This window comes from Rhizorhabdus sp. GW822-FHT03C02, assembly GCF_058801765.1.
Genome location: NZ_JBXANN010000007.1, coordinates 15,020 through 32,746, shown reverse-complemented (window position 1 = coordinate 32,746; position 17,727 = coordinate 15,020). Strand labels below are relative to the sequence as shown.

At 67.4% G+C, this 17,727-nt stretch carries 14 protein-coding genes; 11 read left to right on the top strand and 3 right to left on the bottom strand.

Annotation, left to right across the window (positions count from 1 at the left end; translation table 11 throughout):
• Positions 1–7 precede the first annotated feature (7 nt).
• The 10 genes from AC1RM6_RS17915 to AC1RM6_RS17870 are packed head-to-tail and all read left to right on the top strand — an operon-like array spanning position 8 to position 12,947.
• Positions 8–1,543 (top strand): bifunctional 3-(3-hydroxy-phenyl)propionate/3-hydroxycinnamic acid hydroxylase, encoded by a 1,536-nt coding sequence (locus AC1RM6_RS17915; protein WP_493104094.1) that lies wholly within the window; start codon positions 8–10, stop codon positions 1,541–1,543.
• On the top strand, positions 1,540–1,971 hold the full coding sequence (locus tag AC1RM6_RS17910; RefSeq protein WP_493103634.1) for a GlcG/HbpS family heme-binding protein: 432 nt from the start codon (positions 1,540–1,542) through the stop codon (positions 1,969–1,971). Before AC1RM6_RS17915 ends, AC1RM6_RS17910 begins: the two co-directional genes overlap by 4 nt.
• Positions 1,968–2,873: a VOC family protein gene (locus AC1RM6_RS17905; protein ID WP_493103633.1), complete on the top strand. Its 906-nt coding sequence runs from the start codon at positions 1,968–1,970 to the stop codon at positions 2,871–2,873. The genes AC1RM6_RS17910 and AC1RM6_RS17905 overlap by 4 nt, the downstream gene beginning before the upstream one ends.
• A gap of 1 nt (position 2,874) precedes the next feature.
• Positions 2,875–3,708 (top strand): fumarylacetoacetate hydrolase family protein, encoded by an 834-nt coding sequence (locus AC1RM6_RS17900; RefSeq protein ID WP_493103631.1) that lies wholly within the window; start codon positions 2,875–2,877, stop codon positions 3,706–3,708.
• Between the two features lie 40 nt (positions 3,709–3,748).
• On the top strand, positions 3,749–6,037 hold the full coding sequence (locus AC1RM6_RS17895) for a TonB-dependent receptor (protein ID WP_493103629.1): 2,289 nt from the start codon (positions 3,749–3,751) through the stop codon (positions 6,035–6,037).
• A gap of 23 nt (positions 6,038–6,060) precedes the next feature.
• Complete coding sequence (locus AC1RM6_RS17890) at positions 6,061–6,921, top strand: alpha/beta hydrolase (protein WP_493103627.1); 861 nt, start codon at positions 6,061–6,063, stop codon at positions 6,919–6,921.
• A 10-nt stretch (positions 6,922–6,931) separates the two neighbouring features.
• Positions 6,932–8,242 (top strand): family 1 glycosylhydrolase, encoded by a 1,311-nt coding sequence (locus AC1RM6_RS17885; RefSeq protein ID WP_493103625.1) that lies wholly within the window; start codon positions 6,932–6,934, stop codon positions 8,240–8,242.
• A 1-nt stretch (position 8,243) separates the two neighbouring features.
• Positions 8,244–8,657: a hypothetical protein gene (locus tag AC1RM6_RS17880; RefSeq protein ID WP_493103624.1), complete on the top strand. Its 414-nt coding sequence runs from the start codon at positions 8,244–8,246 to the stop codon at positions 8,655–8,657.
• A complete protein-coding gene (locus tag AC1RM6_RS17875) occupies positions 8,654–9,604 on the top strand; it encodes an alpha/beta hydrolase (protein WP_493103622.1) in 951 nt (316 codons plus the stop codon). The genes AC1RM6_RS17880 and AC1RM6_RS17875 overlap by 4 nt, the downstream gene beginning before the upstream one ends.
• Before the next feature lie 4 nt (positions 9,605–9,608).
• Complete coding sequence (locus tag AC1RM6_RS17870; protein ID WP_493103620.1) at positions 9,609–12,947, top strand: glycosyl hydrolase; 3,339 nt, start codon at positions 9,609–9,611, stop codon at positions 12,945–12,947.
• A 178-nt stretch (positions 12,948–13,125) separates the two neighbouring features.
• Here AC1RM6_RS17870 and AC1RM6_RS17865 read toward each other — a convergent pair whose 3' ends face one another.
• On the bottom strand, positions 13,126–13,629 hold the full coding sequence (locus tag AC1RM6_RS17865) for a hypothetical protein (RefSeq protein ID WP_493103619.1): 504 nt from the start codon (positions 13,627–13,629) through the stop codon (positions 13,126–13,128).
• A 473-nt stretch (positions 13,630–14,102) separates the two neighbouring features.
• On the opposite strand from AC1RM6_RS17865, the gene AC1RM6_RS17860 reads away from it, so the two are divergent.
• A complete protein-coding gene (locus tag AC1RM6_RS17860; protein ID WP_493103617.1) occupies positions 14,103–15,044 on the top strand; it encodes a J domain-containing protein in 942 nt (313 codons plus the stop codon).
• A gap of 396 nt (positions 15,045–15,440) precedes the next feature.
• On the opposite strand, the gene AC1RM6_RS17855 is transcribed toward AC1RM6_RS17860, so the two are convergent.
• Complete coding sequence (locus AC1RM6_RS17855; protein ID WP_493103615.1) at positions 15,441–17,240, bottom strand: ATP-binding protein; 1,800 nt, start codon at positions 17,238–17,240, stop codon at positions 15,441–15,443.
• Positions 17,241–17,440: 200 nt separating this feature from the next.
• The gene (locus tag AC1RM6_RS17850) at positions 17,441–17,575 is read right to left on the bottom strand and encodes a hypothetical protein (protein WP_493103613.1); all 135 of its coding nucleotides are present in this window, start codon (positions 17,573–17,575) and stop codon (positions 17,441–17,443) included.
• Positions 17,576–17,727: the final 152 nt, after the last annotated feature.

The following is a 17,727-nucleotide window of genomic DNA, read 5'->3' as shown; positions in this document are numbered from 1 at the left end:
GTCCCAGATTTTCGACGTCGCGATCATCGGATGCGGTCCGGTGGGAGCCCTTGCGGCCAATTTCCTGGGGCAGGCCGGCCTTTCGGTCCTGGTCGTCGAGCAGGAGGCGCAGCCTTATCCGTTGCCGCGCGCGGTCCATCTCGACCATGAGATGATGCGGCTGTTCCAGTCGGCGGGGGTGATCGACCGGGTCGCCGGCGACATGCGCGACACCGAGGGCCATCTCCATATCGGCGCCGATCATGGCGTGATCCGCTATATGGGAACGATCGGCCGGCCGCGGCCGTATAGCTGGTCGAACGACTATTTCTTCTACCAGCCCGAGCTCGAGGATCATCTCCGCGAGGCGCTCGCGCGCTTTCCCAATGTCACGGTGCAGCTCGGAACCGCCTTCACCGGGCTCGACCAGGCCGATGGTGTGGTGACACTGCACCTGGTGACCGACGGGTGTGCGCGCCAGGAGCGTGCCCGCTACATGATCGCCTGCGACGGCGCGCGCAGCGCGGTGCGCAAGGCGCTCGACATCGCGCTCGAGGATCTCGATTTCGAGGAGCCCTGGCTGGTCGTCGACGTCGAGGTCGACGGGCCGGTGCGCTTCCCCGCGCTGTCGGGGGTGCCGGCGGAGGCCGACCTGCAGAAATTGTCGGTGATGATGTGCGACCCCCGCCGGCCGACGACGATCGTCCCCGGGCGCGGCAATCATCGCCGCTGGGAATTCATGCTGCTGCCCGGCGAGGACGACGAGGCGATGACCGAACCGGCCGCGGTGGCGGCGCTGGTCGCACCCTATCTCCAGGGGGTGCCGCACCATATCGTGCGCGCGGCGACCTACCGCTTCCATGGGCTGGTCGCGCGACGCTGGGCCGAGGGCGGGGTTTTCCTGGCCGGCGATGCCGCCCACCAGACCCCGCCCTTTTTCGGCCAGGGCATGTGCCACGGCTTTCGCGATGTCGCCAATCTGGCGTGGAAGCTCGAACGGGTGCTGCGCGGTGGCGCGCCGGAAAGCCTGCTCGAAACCTATCAGCCCGAGCGCGATCCACATGTCCGCGGCGTCATCAGCGCCGCGATCGGGGCGGGGCGCTATATCTGCCTGCTCGATCCTGAGGCGGCCGGGCAGCGCGATATCAGGATGCGCGCCGAGATGCAGGCGACCGGCCATCGCACCGCCGCCGACCTGATCCCGGCGCTATCGACCGGGATCATCGCGCCGGGTACCGCCGCCGCGGGCGAGCGGTTCGTCCAGCCGCGGGTGCGGACCGCCGACGGCCAGGTGCCGCTCGACGCGGTCGTCGGCGACGGCTGGCGGCTGTTCGTTCGGAGGCCCGGCGCGGGCGTCGCCGACGATGTCCGCGTCGTCGACATCGCCACGATCGACGATGATGGCGCGCTTCAGGCCTGGCTCGATGCGCGCGGCGCCGATGCGGTGCTGGTGCGGCCCGACCATTATGTGTTCGGCACGGCGCGAGGCGACGGCGCCGGACTGGTGACGCTGCGCGACGCGCTGATCGCCGGTCGCGCCGACGCCCGGGAGGTGGCGGCATGACGCTGACCCTCGACCAGGCGCGGACCATCCTCGACGCGGGGCTCGCTCATGGCCGCAGTGTCGGTGCGCAGCCGCTCGCGCTGATCCTGCTCGATGCCGGCGCGCATATCGTGGCGTTCGCCCGCGAGGATGGCGCCAGCCTGTTCCGCTTCGACATCGCCTGCGCCAAGGCGACCGGCGCGCTCGGCATGGGCGCCGACACCCGCGCGATCACCGCGCGGTCGGCGAACAATCCGGCCTTCTTCCAGAGCGTGGTCGCGGTGACCGGCGGCCAGCTCGCGCTGTCGCCGGGCGGGGTGCTGATCCGCGACGGTGCGGGGCGGCTGATCGGCGCGGTCGGGGTCAGCGGCGACACCGCCGATGTCGACGAGGCCTGCGCCTTCGCCGGGATCGTCGCGGCCGGATTGAAGCATGGAGACAAGCAATGAGATTGCGCAGCATCGAACTGGCGATGCCCGACGCCGCCGCCGCGGCGGCGTTCATGACCGACATCTGGGGAATGGCCCCCGCCGAGGTCCGCGGCGGCACCTATTATCTGCGCGGATCGGGACCCTTTCCCTATCTGGTCGCGATCGAGGAATCGGCCGAGCCGTTCGTGCGCAGCACGACCTTCGTCGGCGCGGCCGACGAACTTGCCGCGCTGTCGGCGACGGTCGAGCGCGCGGGGCTGGCGGCGCGGCCGGTGACGTCGGACGATCCCGGCGGCGGCGCGGGCATTCTCGTCGAACTGCCCGAGGGCGAGATATTGCGTTTCCTCGCCGATGCCGGGGAGGTCGATCCGATCGCGGGGCGCGACCTGCCGGTCAAGCTCACCCATGTCGTGTTCAACGCCGCCGATGCCGAGGCGACCGCGACGATGGCCGAGCAGGCGCTGGGTTTCCGCGTCTCCGACCGGACCAAGGCGATGGTGTTCGTCCGCTGCAACAACTCGCACCACAGCACCGCCTTCGCCCGCGCCGGCTTCGCCTCGCTCAACCATATCGCCTTCGAGATGGAGGACAGCGACGCGGTGATGCGCGGGATCGGCCGGCTGCGCGATCATCAGCTGGTCCCCGCCTGGGGGCCGGGGCGTCACGGCCCGGGCGCCAACATCTTCGCCTATTTCATCGCCCCGTTCGGCGCGGTCGTCGAATTTTCGACCGCGGTCGAGAAGGTCGCCGACGACTACCGTGTCGGCGCGCCCGAGGACTGGACCTGGCCGCCGGGCCGGATCGACCAGTGGGGCATGTCCGACAAGGATTTCGACGGACTTCGCCGCGCCGAGGAACGCTTTCGCCATCGCCGCGACTGGCAGGCCGAACCGCTCGGCGCCCTGCAAGAGGATCAATGACATGCGTTATGTGAGCTTTCGTCGTCCCGACGGTACCGCCAGCTTCGGCCGGCTCGAGGGCGGACAGGTCGTCGACCTCGCCGGCGAAGGCGGGCCGCAGTCGCTCAAGCACGCGATCGCCTCGGGGCCGCTCGCGACGCTCGCGGATGGCGCGCGCCACGAACTCGCCGACATCGTGCTGCTGCCGGTGATCCCCGATCCCGCCAAGATCCTGTGCGTCGGCCTCAATTACGAGAACCACCGCAAGGAGACCGGCCGGGCCGAGGCGAGCTATCCGGCGATCTTCACCCGTTTTGCCGATACGCTGGTCGCCGACGGCCAGCCGCTGGTGCGCCCGTCGGTTACCGAGCGTTTCGACTATGAGGGCGAACTGGCGATCGTGATCGGCAAGGCCGGTCACAAGATCGCCCGCGCCGATGCGTTCGACCATATCGCCGGCTACAGCCTGTTCAACGACGCCTCGGCGCGCGACTGGCAGCGCCACAATATCCAGTTCACCCCCGGCAAGAACTTTCCCGGGACCGGCGCCTTCGGCCCGGCGCTGGTGACCCCCGACGAGATCGGCGATCTCGGCGCGCTCCATGTCGTCACCCGTCTCAACGGCGAGACCGTCCAGGATCAGCCGATCGCCGACATGATCTGGGATATCCCGTTCATCATCGAATATGTCTCCGCCTTCACCCCGCTCGTGGCCGGCGACGTCATCGCCACCGGCACCCCGGGCGGCGTCGGCGACAAGCGCAATCCCCCGCTCTACATGGCCGCCGGCGACAAGGTCGAGGTCGAGATCGGGGTCATCGGTACGCTTACCAACCGGATCATCGACGAAGTCTGATCGATCCAAAAAAACAATATGTCTTAGGAGAGGAATCCCCATGAAACCGATCACCACAGCCCGTGTCGTGCTTGCCGGCGTCAGCCTGGTCGCCCTGTCGGCGCCGGTGCTGGCCCAGACCGCCGAAACCCCGGCCGCCGCGGACACCGCGACCGACGCCGGCAGCGGCGATGCCGAGATCATCGTCACCGCGCAGCGCAAGGCCGAGCGCGTGACCGAGGTGCCGATCTCTATCACCGTCGCCAGCCAGGCGCAGCTCGAGCGCCAGCAGGTCAACACCGTCAACGATCTCAACCGGATCGCCCCCTCGCTCGAGATCCAGTCGGCGCCGGGGCAGAACACCGGCGGCGGCGGCGCGATCCGCGGTATCGGCACCCAGACCTTCTCGGCGGGCGCGGTCGCTTCGGTCGGGGTCGTCGTCGACCAGGTCAGCCAGGGCAATGCCAGCATCGGCGACCTGTTCGACGTAGCCCGGATCGAGGTGCTCAAGGGCCCGCAGGGCACCTTGTTCGGCCTGACCACCTCGGCCGGCGTGATCAACATCACCACCAATGCCCCCGATCCCAGCCGCCTGTCGGCGCGGGTCCGCACCGAATTGTCCGACGCGGGCACCGCCGGATCGAAGTTCGGCAACCAGGTCGTACAGGGCGTCGTCAACGTACCGCTCGCCCCCAATGCCGCGATCCGCGTCTCGGGGATCACCAATCTGCGCCAGGGCGTCAACCGCAACGCGACCACCGGCAAATATAACGACACCAACCGCTATGGCGGCCGCGCGCGGCTGTTGTGGGAGGCGACCGACGATCTCACCTTCAACCTGATCGGCGACTATACCAAGACCCGCACCACCGGCGGCGGCGACTTCTTCACCTTCGTCAAGACCGCGGGGCCGGGGCCGTTCCTCGGCGGCGCGGGCTTCGATCCGGTCGGGATCACCGCGCGGCTCGCAAGCTGCGGGGTGACCTCGGGCGAGGGCAATCGCGATTATTGCACGGCGCAGACCCAGGTCGGCCGCAGCCAGAATTATGGCGGCTCGTTCCAGGTCGATTATGCGGCCGATCCATTCACCCTGACCTCGATCACCGCCTATCGCGGCGCGACCGAGCGTGGCGCGGGTTCGGCGGGCAATGTGTTCCGGGCCGATCCGCTCGAACTCCAGGTCGCGAACGGCGACGTCCATCGCAACCTCCGGCTGTTCACCCAGGAATTCCGGATCAGCTCGCCGTCGGACCAGTTCCTCGAATATACGCTCGGCGTCTTCTATTCGCACCAGAAGCAGACCCGTCAGCCCGAGACGCTCAGCGTCACCCTGATCCCGGCGCCCGGCATCCGGATCCCGATCGTCCGTTCGCTCGGCGCCGACGACAGCATCGTCGACGAGTCCCTGTCGGCGTTCGGGCAGGGGACCTTCCACCTGAGCCCCAAGCTGCGGCTGATCGTCGGTGGCCGCTATACCGGCGCGCGGCTCTCGCTCGACCGCTATAATTTCGACCTGCCGACCAACCCGATCAACAATCAGGTGCTCAACAGCGACAAGATCTCCTACCGGTTCGGCGCGCAATATGACATCGTTCGCGGGACGATGGTCTATGCCACCGCCTCGCGCGGCTTCAAGGGCGGCCAGATCGCGACCCCGTCGCTGCCGCTGCTGCCCTATGTCGTTCGCCCCGAGATCCCGACCGCCTATGAGGCCGGACTGAAGACGACCCTGTTCGGTGGCTGGGTCGCCGACGTCAACGTCTTCTACCAGAAGATCAAGGACTTCCAGGCGCAGCAGTGCACGGTCGACGCGACCGCGGTCATCTCCTGCGTTCAGACCAACATCGATGGGGTGAAGTCGCGCGGCGCCGAGATCAACTTCTTCGGCCGGGTGTTCGACGGGCTGTCGCTCAACACCGGCTTCATCTTCGCCAAGGCGACCTACCCGAACGGCTTCCTCGGCACCGACGGCACCAATATCGGCGGCACCCAGCTCGCTTATGCCCCCAAATACAAGTTCACCCTGTCGGGCGAATATGAGGTTCCGATCACCGATCGCTTCAAGAGCTTCGTCGCCGCCGATACGATCTGGAAATCGCGCATCCGCTACGAGGCGAACTCGCGCAGCGAGACCACCTTCCGGCCGCACTGGCTGGTCGGCGGCCGGATCGGGGTTCGCACCGACGACGATCGCTTCACGGTGGCGCTGTTCGCGCGCAACCTGTTCAACGTCCATGAGCCGTCGCTCTACCAGAGCGACTTCCCCTATAACGGCACCGACAATATCGGCGCGATCTATGGTCCGCAGTCCTTCCGCCAGGTCGGCCTGAGCCTCGACGCCAAGTTCTGACGCCGAACCGACAGGAGAAGAGCATGGCGGCCGACGACGTGCCCAACCAACGCGCAGCCGTCGCCGCCATGGGCCAGGTGCTGGGGCCAAAGGTCCTCGACGCGGTCCGTGCGCTCTATGACGAGGCCCAGCGGCAGCAGGCGATGCCGGCGACCGCGGCCGACCTCGCTTATGGCGCCGATCCGCGCCGGCGGCTCGACATCTATGCCCCGGCGCAGGCCGCCGGGGCGCCGGTGCTGGTCTTCGTCCATGGCGGGGGCTTCCTCAAGGGCGACAAGGGCGGGGCCGGGCATTGGCCCAACGCCAATGTCGGATGGATGGCGGCGCAGGCGGGGTTCGTCGGGGTCGTCATCACCTATCGCCTCGCCCCCGATCATATGTGGCCGGCGGGGGCCGAGGACGTCGTGGCGGCGGTCGGCTGGCTGCGCGATCATATCGCCGGACAGGGCGGCGATCCTGGCCGCATCGTCCTGGTCGGCACCTCGGCGGGGGCGGTGCATGTCGCCGGCGCGCTGAAGCTGGCGGGCGAGGGCCTGGCGGTCCGCGGCGCGATCCTGCTGTCGGGTCTCTATGGCTATACCCCGCTCGATGACCGCGACATGCTCTATTATGGAGAGGCCGCGCTCTATCCCGATCGCATGCCGCTGGAGGCGGTGGCATCGACGCCGCTGCCGCTGTTCGTGGCCTGCGCCCAATATGATCCGCCGCGTTTCCAGGCGGAGTTTCTCGCGCTGATGCAGGATCGGCTCGCGCGCCACGGCACCATGCCGCGGTCGACGATCCTGCCCGGCCACAATCATTATTCGATGACGATGCATCTTGGCACCGGCGACCGACGCCTAGCCGACGAGATCGTCGATTTCGTGCGTCACGTCACGGCTTGAGAGGACTAAGATGATCGACCGTCGCATGCTGATCGCGGCAGGGGCAGCCCTTGCCGCCGCCCCCGCGCTGGGCGCCTTGCCCAAAGCTGGAAACCGCAATTTTCCCAAGGGCTTCCTGTGGGGCGCTGCGACCGCGGGGCATCAGGTCGAGGGCAATAATGTCAACAGCGACTGCTGGTTCCTCGAGAATATCAAGCCGTCGATCTTCATGGAGCCATCGCGCGACGCCGCCAACAGCCTCGAGCTGTGGCCGCAGGACATCGCGGCCGCCAGGAAGCTGAACCTCAACGCCTATCGCTTCTCGATAGAATGGGCGCGGATCGAGCCCGAGCCCGGCCAGTTCTCGGTGGCGATGCTCGATCATTACAAGCGGATGATCGCGGCCTGCCACGAGCAGGGGCTGGCGCCGGTGGTCACCTTCAACCATTTCACCGCGCCGCGCTGGTTCGCCGCGCGCGGCGGCTGGACCAACCCCGAAGCCCCGGCGCTGTTCACCCGCTTCTGCGACGTTGCCGCGCGCCATCTCGCCGACGGCATCAGCCATGCGATCACCTTCAACGAGCCCAACATATTGTGCGTGCTGCGCGCGATCATCCTGCCGCCGCAGATCATCGAACTGCAGCGTGCCTCGCTCGCCGAGGCGGCGCGATTGTCGGGCACCCCCAAGTTCACCGCGCTCAACGCCGCCAATTTCGAGGATATCGAGGTGATGCAGCCGCTGCTGATCGCCGCGCACAAGTCGGCGCGGGCGGCGATCAAGGCGGTGCGCGGCGACCTGCCCGTCGGTTTCTCGCTGTCGATGTTCGACGATCAGGCGGTCGGCAGGAACAGCCTGCGCGACGCCAAGCGCAAGGAATTGTACGGCGAGTGGCTGCAGACCGCGCGCGGCGACGACTTCATGGGCGTCCAGAATTACGAGCGCAACATGTGGAGCGACAAGGGCAAACTGCCGGCCCCGGCGGGCGCCACCGTCAACTATTCGGGGGCCGAGGTCTATGCGCCGTCGCTGGCGGGGGCGGTGCGCTACGCCCATCAGGCGACCGGCGTGCCGATCCTGGTCAGCGAACATGGCGTCGGCACCACCGAAGACAGCATCCGCGCGAAGTTCATCCCCGAGGCGCTGACTCATCTCAAGGGGGCGATCGACGAAGGCGTGCCGGTGATCGGCTATTGCCACTGGTCGCTGGTCGACAATTTCGAGTGGATCTTCGGCTACAAGGTCAAGTTCGGGCTGCACAGCTTCGATCCGGTGACCTTCGCGCGCACCGCCAAGCCGAGCGCCGCGGTCTATGCGGCGATCGCGCAGGCCAATGCCGTCTGACATGCGCCGGCATGTGCTCACCAGTCTGGCGATCAACGCGGCGCTGAGCGCGGGTTTCTTCCTGCTCGTCTTCGGCCTGTCGCCGCGTCCGCTGAGCTGGGGCGCACCCGACCGGCTGGCGCTCGACTTCCTGCCGCAGAGCGCGATCGTCGCGCTGATGAGCGCGCTGGTCCCCGCGCTGATCGCGGTGCGCGAGGCGGCCGGGCGGCCGGGGCTGCCCGGTCGCCCCGCGATCGTCGCCCGCGCGCTCGCCTTCGCGGTCGGCGGGTTGGCGTTCGGCGGCCTGCTCGCGCTGCTGGTTCCGGCGGTCGTGCCGGTCGTTGCCTGGCTTCCCGCGCTCCTCGCCAAGGTCGCCTATGGCGGCCTGCTCGGGGCGATCATCACCTTTCTCGTTCTCAGGAGACTCCCGTCATGAAGCCCTTGCTGCTCGCGCTCGCGCTGACGTCGATGATGACCGCTCCGCTGCTCGCCCAGCCGCCGCAGATCCGGATGGACGATATCGCCGCCCCCGCCGATCCGAACGCGATCGCGCTCTATCCCGACCAGCCGCCGGCGGCTGCCGGCGAGCAATGGTCGCGTATCTCGGGAACGATCAACGGCAATGCGATCGACAACCGCGCGGTCCGCAACGTGGTCAGCCCGACGATCACCCCGCATCTTCCCGATCCGAAGATCGCGACTGGCGCGGCGGTGATCGTCGCCCCCGGCGGCGCCTTCATGTCGCTGTCGATGGACGGCGAGGGCCATGACATCGCCAACTGGCTGGCCGCGCACGGGGTCGCCGCCTTCGTGCTCAAATATCGGCTCAACCAGACCCCGCGCGACATTCCGGGCTTCCAGGCGGCGCTCGGCGCGCGGATGGGCGCGGCGATGCAGAGCGACCAGGCGTCCGACATCAAGGAACCGCGCGCGACCGCCGATGCGCTGAAGGCGCTCGCGCTGGTGCGCGCCGGGGCCGGCCGTTTCGGGATCGATCCGGCGCGGGTCGGCATGATCGGCTTTTCGGCCGGGGCGATGACGACGCTGCGCGCGACGCTGGAGGGCAAGGCCGGCGAACGGCCCGACTTCATCGGCTATGTCTATGGCCCGATGCTGTCGGTCGCGGTGCCCAAGGATGCGCCGCCGATGTTCGCGGCGATCGCGATGGACGACGGGCTGTTCGCGCGCCAGGGCTTCGCGATCGTCGAGGATTGGCGCAAGGCGCGGCGCCCGGTCGAGCTGCACGCCTATGAGCGCGGCGACCATGGTTTCGGCATCGGCCGGCCCGGCACCACCACCACCCAGGTGATGCCCGAATTCCTCGCCTGGCTGACCATGCATGGCTGGCTGAACCGCGGGGCCGCCGCCGCCGGCGGGAAGTGATCGCATGACCCGTCGCCATCGCATCCTGCTGGGGCTGTGCGCCTCGACGATCGCGCTGACCGGCCCGGTCCGGGCGGACGGTCTCGCCGACGGTTTCGCCAATCCGCCGCAGTCGGCGCGTCCGCGGGTGTGGTGGCACTGGCTCAACGGCAATGTCACTAAGGACGGGATCGACAAGGATCTCGACTGGATGGCGCGGGTCGGCATCGGCGGGGTGCAGAATTTCGACGCCAATCTGATGACCCCGCAGATCGTGCCCGAACGGCTGGTCTATATGACCGATCCGTGGAAGGATGCGTTCCGCCACGCGGTGCAGATCGCCGACGCCAAGGGCCTCGAATTCGCGATCGCCGCCTCGCCGGGGTGGAGCGAGACCGGCGGCCCCTGGGTCACCCCCGCCGACGCGATGAAGAAGCTGGTCTGGTCGCAGACCGATGTCGCGGGCGGCCGGCCGATCGGCGGCCCGATCGCCCGCCCGCCCGAGGTGACCGGCGCCTTCCAGTCGGCCGGGCTGTTCGACCCGCTGCAGGCCGTCCCCGCCGAGGCCAGGGCGCCGACCTATTATGCCGATGTCGCGCTGCTCGCTTTTCCGATCGCCCGCCAGCCGCTTCCCGCGCCGAAGCTGTTCACCGCCGACGGCGCGCCGATCGATGCCGCGGCGGCGACCGATGCCAGCCTCGAGACCGGATCGAAGCTGCCGATCGGCGCGGACGGCCACCCGTCGCTGCTGCTCGATTATGGCCGGGCGGTGACCGTCCGATCGGCGACCCTGTTCGTGCCGCGGGCCCGCCCGCCGTTCGGCGAGCCGGCGTTCCGGCCGGTGCTCGAGGCCGAGCAGGACGGGCGCTGGCAGACGATCGGCGCGCTGACCCTCGCCACGGTGCCGACGACGATCGGCTTCGCGCCGGTCACCGCACGCCGTTTCCGCATCGTCTTCGCCGCCAATCCCGATGCCGGCATGCCGGCGCTCGGCGATTTCGCCCCCGGTGCGCTCAGCATGGACATCTTCCCCAAAAGCGATGCCGCGGCGCTGACGATCGGCGACCTGCGGCTGTCGGCCGAGCCGCGGGTCGACCATTTCGAGGAAAAGGCGGGTTTCGCGGTCGCGCTCGATTATCGCGCGCTCGGGGAGGGGGCGGCCGACGTCCCGGCGGTCGATCCGTCGAAGGTCGTCGACCTGACCGGGCGGCTGCGCGCCGACGGCACCCTCGACTGGACCCCGCCCAAAGGCAGCGACTGGCGCATCGTGCGGATGGGGATGTCGCTGACCGGCAAGACCAACCATCCGGCGACCGCCGAGGCGACCGGGCTCGAGGTCGACAAATATGATGCCGGCGCGGTGCGCCGCTATCTCGAAACCTATCTCGGCCAGTACCGGGACATCGTCGGCCAGGACTGGATGGGCGCGCGCGGGATCAGGGCGCTGCTGACCGACAGTATCGAGGTCGGCCCGTCCAACTGGACCCCGGACATGATCGCGGCCTTCACCAAGCGCCGCGGCTATGATCCGCGCCCCTGGCTGCCGGCGCTGACCGGCGCGGTGATCGGATCGGCGGCGAAGAGCGACGCCTTCCTCGCCGATTTCCGCCAGACCCTCGCCGACCTGCTCGCCGAGGCGCATTATGGCACCGTTGCCGCGGTCGCGCACGAACATGGCCTGAAACTCTATGGCGAGGCGCTCGAGGACAAGCGCCCGGTGCTTGGCGACGACATGGCGATGCGCCGCAACACCGATGTGCCGATGGCGGCGTTGTGGACCTTCGGCCGCGACGGCAAGCCGCGCACGACCCTGCTCGGCGACATGAAGGGCGCGGCCTCGGTCGCGCATATCTATGGCCAGAACATCGTCGCGGCGGAATCGATGACGTCGATGTTCTCGCCCTGGGCGTTTGCGCCGGCCGACCTCAAGCGGGTGGTTGACCTCGAATTCGCTTATGGCATCAACCGGCCGGTGATCCACACCTCGGTCCACCAGCCGGTCGACGACAAGGTGCCCGGGCTGTCGCTGATGATCTTCGGCCAATATTTCAACCGGCACGACAGCTGGGCCGAGATGGCGAAGCCCTGGGTCGACTATATGGCGCGCAGCAGCTTCCTGCTCCAGCAGGGCCGCAACCAGGCCGATCTCGCTTATTTCGCCGGCGAGGACAGCCCGCTGACCGCTTTGTTCGCCGCGGCGCCGCCGGCTGACCTGCCGACCCGCTATGCTTATGACTTCGTCGACGCCGATGTCCTCGCGCACCGGCTGTCGGTCGACGGCGGCGAACTCGTCGCGGTGGGCGGCGCGCGCTACAAGGCGCTCTATCTCGGCCCCAACAGCCGCCGGATGACGATGGCGACCTTGCAGGCGGTCGCGAAACTCGTCGAACGGGGCGCGCTGGTGATCGGCATGGCGCCCGAGGGTTCGCCCAGCCTCGCCGACGATCCCGCCGGCTTCCGCGCGCTGGTCGCGCGGCTCTGGTCGGGTAAGCCGGTGACCCAGCTCGGGCAGGGCAGGGTGGTCGCCAGCCGCGCCCCCGAAACCGCGCTCGCCGCGGCCGGGATCGGTCCCGATGTCAGCGTCGCCGGGCCGCAACCCGACAGCGATTATCTGTTCGTCCACCGCAAGCTCGACGATGGCGACGTCTATTATGTCAACAACCGCCGGCCGCGCGCCGAGCGGATCGAGGCGCGCTTCCGCGTCACCGGCCGCCAGCCCGAGATCTGGCGGGCGATGACCGGCGCCGCCGAACCGGTCTCCTACCGGATCGAGGGCGGCGAGACCGTGATCCCGATCGAGGCCGGCCCTGAGGACGCCTTCTTCGTGGTCTTCCGCAAGCCGGCAACGGCGACGTCGGCCATCGTGCAGGCGCCGCAACTGCACCCGGTGGCGACGCTCGATGCGCCATGGACCGTCGCGTTCCAGCCCGGGCGCGGCGCGCCGGCGGGCACGGTGCTGCCGGCGCTCGCACCGCTCGAGCGCAGTGCCGATGCGGGAATACGCTATTTCTCGGGCATCGCGACCTACACCACCCGCTTCAGCCTGCCGAAGGCGGTGAAGCCGGGGCAGGCGCTGTGGATCGATCTGGGGCAGGTCGGCGACGTCGCCGAGATACGCGTCAACGGCCAGCCCGCCGGCACCGGCTGGTTCGCGCCCTATCGGATCGACATCGGCAAGCTGGTCAGGCGCAGCACCAACGATCTCGAGGTCCGCGTCGCCAATCTCTGGGTCAACCGCCTGATCGGCGACCAGCAGCCGGGGGCGACCAGGATCACCTTCACCGCGGCGCCGACCTACCGGCCCGACGCGCCGCTGCGGTGGTCGGGGCTGATCGGGCCGGTGCGGTTGATGGCGGGGGAGTAAGGAGGGGGCGGTACGGGGTGCGGGTTTGATACGGGCCGTGTCTGTGCTTTCGCTTCCGAATCCGGCCGTTGCGGCACTCCCGGCATGATCCCAAGACCGGGGTGCTGGCTATTTTCGCATGAGATGCCGACGCCGGGCGTCAAATGTCTTGGAACGGTGGTCTGCGCTTAGGCTGTTTTCAGTGCGGCGACGCCGTGAGCGGCCCCTCAAGTCCGACATCGGCACTGCACCGATTCATGATGGCAATGATTTCACCAGGGTCTCGATCGAGGTCCGTCAACGCAATCGATCCGGACATATTGCCAGCTCGAAAAACTAGTTCGTCGTTCGAACCCCGTTGAACTCGCTCAAACATGAGTTCCGTCCAGAGGAACACGGCCAAATTTCCTCGCCAATCTCTTGTCGACATTCCTCGATCGTCGACGATCATAATCGGGGTGCGGTCGCTAAATTGGCGACGCTTTCTCAGGAGCGTCGACCAAAACATCAACGGGATGAGCCATGATAGAATCGCGACAATCCACAGTGCGTACTGATCCGCCATGTCTCCACGCTGCGCGGGATCGATGACGGTGACGATGCTCGCAGCCGAGAGACCAAGCGCCAGCAACGTTGCCACGGCCGACCAGAAATATTCGCCGGTTCGCGGTGGTCGCCCCCAACGAAATTGATGTCTGTCCATGGTGCGAGATCAGTACGGTATGCCAAGCGACGGAGCAACGGCGGCTAACCGCAGGTGGATTTTTCCGTTACTCTCGATCACGAATCCCAGAGCCTGGTTCAATCATCCTATCCGATGGGCGACAGGTGGCCGCCACGCGGGAATTGTTTATGCTTAGGCCGCCAAGCAAGAACGTGTGATTTATGTGCGCGGGAACGACCGCGTCTCAGTTCGGACAGGACAGGCTTGCGACATAGTGATGCGTGCCGTCAGGGAAATGATCTTCAAGCTGGAGGGTCGGACCAGACTTCCAGTCGAAATGTGACCTCTCGATAATCGCTTATGCGGTCCGCCGTCACGTCTATGGGAGGGCCATTTGTAAGCTGATGTTTGGCGGCTGGCCCTGATGAATGCCCGCTTGTGGCGAGGCATCTGAAACTCGGTCTTGCGCAGACCGGCAATGTAGTCGCATCGCTGCATGCGGGGAGAGCGCCATGAACTATTACGAGGTACTGGGCGTAGATCGCGGAGCGGATCGGGAGGTTATCGACGCTGCCTTTCGCGCGATGATGCGCCGCTACCACCCTGATATCTTCGTTGGACCGAAGGCGGAAGCCGAGCGTGGCACCAAGCAACTGAGCGAGGCCTATGCCGTCCTGCGCAATCCCGAGCGCCGGCGCGCCTATGACGCGACATTCGGACCCGCCACACCGTCACCGCCGCCGGTCTTCGAGACCTTGCCCAATCCTCGCTCCGGTCGGGCCATTCTGCGCGGCAAGCTGGCACTGGCCGGCGCGGCGGCAGTCGCCGCGCTCGCTGTCGTCATCTATCTCAACCGGCCAAGTGCCCCGGTTCTGGTTGCGCCGGTCGAGACGACCGAAGCGGCTGGTTTGCCCGCGGAGCCGGTTCCAACGCCGCCCCCGACACCTGAGCCCTCACCATCTCCGACCCTGGTCGCGGGATGTCGCGGCATCGCCTGTCGGGTGATGACGCCATTTGGATGGAGTGGGATCGAAGCGGGCGTTACCACCGACAGCGCCCAACGGGCATCGGGCATGAAGATCCGCGACGATGGCCATTATACCGAGGCAGGCGACGGAACCTGTCTCACCTATGAAGTGATCGGCGGCCCGAAGAATCTGCAGATGCTGGTCGAGAGCGGTGTGGTGACGACCGTTGAGGCCTATTTCGATCCGACGGCGCCCGTGTTCATGACCGATCGTGGTGTCAAGCTCGGCGACCCGGAATCCGGGGTCCGTAAGGCGTATAGAGACCTCAAGCAGCTCCCCGACATTTATTCCGAACCACCTGACAAGAAGCTGTTTTACTATGAGCCGGGGGGCGAGCGCGGCATAAAATTCTCGATCAGCGGCGGCAAGGTCACTGGCATTTCGGTCGGCTCGCGCAGCATCGAATATGTCGAGGGCTGCCTCTAGATCACGGCTAGTCCGGCTGGCTCATTTCGCGGCGAATCTGGCGAAGCGCCGTGGAAACGCGGCGCGGGTCGTCGATGAGCACGGGCGCCGGCGTTATCTTCCTCAAGCATGAGATCTGGTCTGGCATAAGGCCGCAAGCAGGCCCTTCGGATACCTCGGTCAGTTGAACGAATGGCACCTTTGACGGCTTGTGACCCCGAGAGCGGACAGGCCGCTTCCGCTCCCATGGCGGTCGACATTGTTTCATAGGGTGACGTCTGCCTTTGCCCGATTGGGCATCAAAAGCGGACAGTCCTGATCGTCCCGCCAAAGCAACCGCTTCTCCTTTACGAAGCGGCGGCTTCGCAGGCCCCCTTTCGCCGCTACCCCAGCGATCGCGACACCGCCCTTATTCCATCACAGCAACGACTCGATCTTGCTCAGCAAGATATGGTTGCGGAACGGCTTGGTCAGGAATTCGGTGTCGGGTCGGAGCCGTCCGACCGGGATCGGCGCGCCCGAGATCAGCAGCACCGGCAGATGCGGCCAGCGCTGGCGGACCTCGTTCTCGAGGTCGAGCCCGTCGATCTCGCCGGGCATGTCGATGTCGCTGACGACGATGTCGTAGCCCGGATCCTGCGCGATCATGTCGAGCGCGCTGCGGCCGTCGAGTGCGGTGGCGATCGACCAGCCCTGGTCGGCGAGCCCGGCCTGGAGGACGTGGAGCACCGCGACATTGTCGTCGACCAGCAGCACCGAAAGCCGGTTGCCCGAGCGGGCGACCGCGGGGGTGCCGACCTCGTCCTCGACCGGGAGCGGCGCGTCGCTGGCGGGGATGAAGATGGTGACGCAGCTGCCGCAGCCGGCTTCGCTGTGGAGCTGGACGAAGCCGCCCGACTGGCGCGCGAAGCCATAGACCTGCGAGAGGCCAAGGCCGCTGCCGCCGCTGTCGGTCTTGGTGGTGAAATAGGGATCGAACGCCCGCTCCACGATCTCGGGCGGCATGCCGCTGCCGTCGTCGGCGACCGCGATCGTGACATAGTCGCCGGGCGGACTGCCGGTGCCGACCAGCGCGTCGCCGTCGAGCTGCCGCCGCGCGGTCGAGATGGTGATGAGCCCGCCTGCCGGCATCGCATCGCGGGCGTTGACGACGAGGTTGAGCAGCGCCGCCTGGAAATGGGTGGTGTCGACATGGACGATCGGCGCATGGGCGCCGAAATCGAACATGAACTCGATCGACGCCGGCACCGCCCGCCGCAACAGGCTTTCGAATTCGGCGATGATCCGGTTGATGTCGGCCAGCGTCGGGGTGAGCGTCTGCTTGCGCGCGAAGGCGAGCAGGCGCGCGGTGAGGCTGGCGCCCGACTGGGCGGCGGCGAGCGCGGTGGCGGCGAGATCCTTCTGCCGGCCTTCGCCGGCCGGGGCGGCGATCAGGTCGAGATTGCCGATGATCACCGTCAGCAGATTGTTGAAGTCGTGGGCGAAGCCGCCGGTGAGCTTGCCTAGCGCCTCCATCTTCTGTGACTGGTAGAGCGCCTCCGAGGTGCTGTGGTGGTCGGCGATCTCGCGGGTCAGCCGGCCGTTGATGTTGTTGAGTTCGACCGCACGATATTCGAGCGCGAATTTGAGCGCGAGCGTCCGCCCGAACTCCTTGCTGAACAGGATCGCGGTGAAGCTGGTGACGCCGATGAAGGCCAGCGTCATGATGCCTGCCGCCCCCGCCTGGAAATTGCCCTGGAACAGCAGGCTGAGCGCCAGCGGCAGGCAGGCGGGCAAAGTGAAGGCGAAGGCCGAGGGCAGATGCGCGGCATGGAGCGAGGCGGCGCCTGCGCACATCCCGCCGATCGCGAACGCCCATAGCCACTGGTCGATGCTGGTCTCGCCCATGATCAACAGCGAGCCGATCCCCCACAGCAGCCCCGATGCGAACGATCCCGACACCGAGACGCGCTGCCAGTAGCGTGCCCAGCCGCGATCGCGGGGCGATCGATCGGCACGGTACCCCAGATAGAAAATGGCGCGGACCAGCGACAGGCTCGCGACCAGCGCCAGCCAGATCCAGGCGCTCCGCGCATATTCCTCGCGTTCGATGACGATGACGATGAGCGCGGCGTTGAGCAGGCTGACGATCGCGACCCCGGGCAGACGCGAGAAGATCGAAGACAGTCGCTCCGTGAGGACACGGACCTGATCGACAGACGACAGGATGTCCGCCATTGCACTCTCCAGCGAGTCTGCTTTGTGTTATTCGTTCTTCAATAGGCCTTGTCGTGCGCGGTTGCGCCCGGTGCGATATCGGGCATCGGCGCAACTTGTATCAGGATGCGACACTGCGCCGCCCGGCGCGGTCCCGCAAGCGATGCTTTCGCAATCGATCGCAGTTTGTGGGACGGACGGCTGCGGTCCGTCGATCGGCGTCAGGCGGTGATCGCGCGGGTGAAGATCGGAGCGCCCTGTACGCGGCGGGCGCGGGCGAGCGCGCGCAGATGCGCGCGGATCGCGGCGCGGGTCGGGATGCTGGACGGATCGATGGCGGGGAACGGATCGGACATGGCGGTTTCCAGGGCAGTTGGGATGGCCGCCTCATGGCCCCTGCGGTGGATCGCGTGAAACGAGGAAATCCGCTTACACTGATCGGGATTGCGTGCGCCCGTGTTCGATGGGTCGCGATTTAACCCGCACGCTTGACCGGTGCCGGACCATC

What these genes read in the sequence shown, in the direction of transcription:
- AC1RM6_RS17910 (WP_493103634.1), top strand. Translation starts at nt 1,540, where the DNA reads ATGACGCTGACCCTCGACCAGGCGCGGACCATCCTCGACGCGGGGCTC.
- AC1RM6_RS17905 (WP_493103633.1), top strand. Translation starts at nt 1,968, where the DNA reads ATGAGATTGCGCAGCATCGAACTGGCGATGCCCGACGCCGCCGCCGCG.
- AC1RM6_RS17900 (WP_493103631.1), top strand. Translation starts at nt 2,875, where the DNA reads ATGCGTTATGTGAGCTTTCGTCGTCCCGACGGTACCGCCAGCTTCGGC.
- AC1RM6_RS17895 (WP_493103629.1), top strand. Translation starts at nt 3,749, where the DNA reads ATGAAACCGATCACCACAGCCCGTGTCGTGCTTGCCGGCGTCAGCCTG.
- AC1RM6_RS17890 (WP_493103627.1), top strand. Translation starts at nt 6,061, where the DNA reads ATGGCGGCCGACGACGTGCCCAACCAACGCGCAGCCGTCGCCGCCATG.
- AC1RM6_RS17885 (WP_493103625.1), top strand. Translation starts at nt 6,932, where the DNA reads ATGATCGACCGTCGCATGCTGATCGCGGCAGGGGCAGCCCTTGCCGCC.
- AC1RM6_RS17880 (WP_493103624.1), top strand. Translation starts at nt 8,244, where the DNA reads ATGCGCCGGCATGTGCTCACCAGTCTGGCGATCAACGCGGCGCTGAGC.
- AC1RM6_RS17875 (WP_493103622.1), top strand. Translation starts at nt 8,654, where the DNA reads ATGAAGCCCTTGCTGCTCGCGCTCGCGCTGACGTCGATGATGACCGCT.
- AC1RM6_RS17870 (WP_493103620.1), top strand. Translation starts at nt 9,609, where the DNA reads ATGACCCGTCGCCATCGCATCCTGCTGGGGCTGTGCGCCTCGACGATC.
- AC1RM6_RS17865 (WP_493103619.1), bottom strand. Translation starts at nt 13,629, where the DNA reads ATGGACAGACATCAATTTCGTTGGGGGCGACCACCGCGAACCGGCGAA.
- AC1RM6_RS17860 (WP_493103617.1), top strand. Translation starts at nt 14,103, where the DNA reads ATGAACTATTACGAGGTACTGGGCGTAGATCGCGGAGCGGATCGGGAG.
- AC1RM6_RS17855 (WP_493103615.1), bottom strand. Translation starts at nt 17,240, where the DNA reads ATGGCGGACATCCTGTCGTCTGTCGATCAGGTCCGTGTCCTCACGGAG.
- AC1RM6_RS17850 (WP_493103613.1), bottom strand. Translation starts at nt 17,575, where the DNA reads ATGTCCGATCCGTTCCCCGCCATCGATCCGTCCAGCATCCCGACCCGC.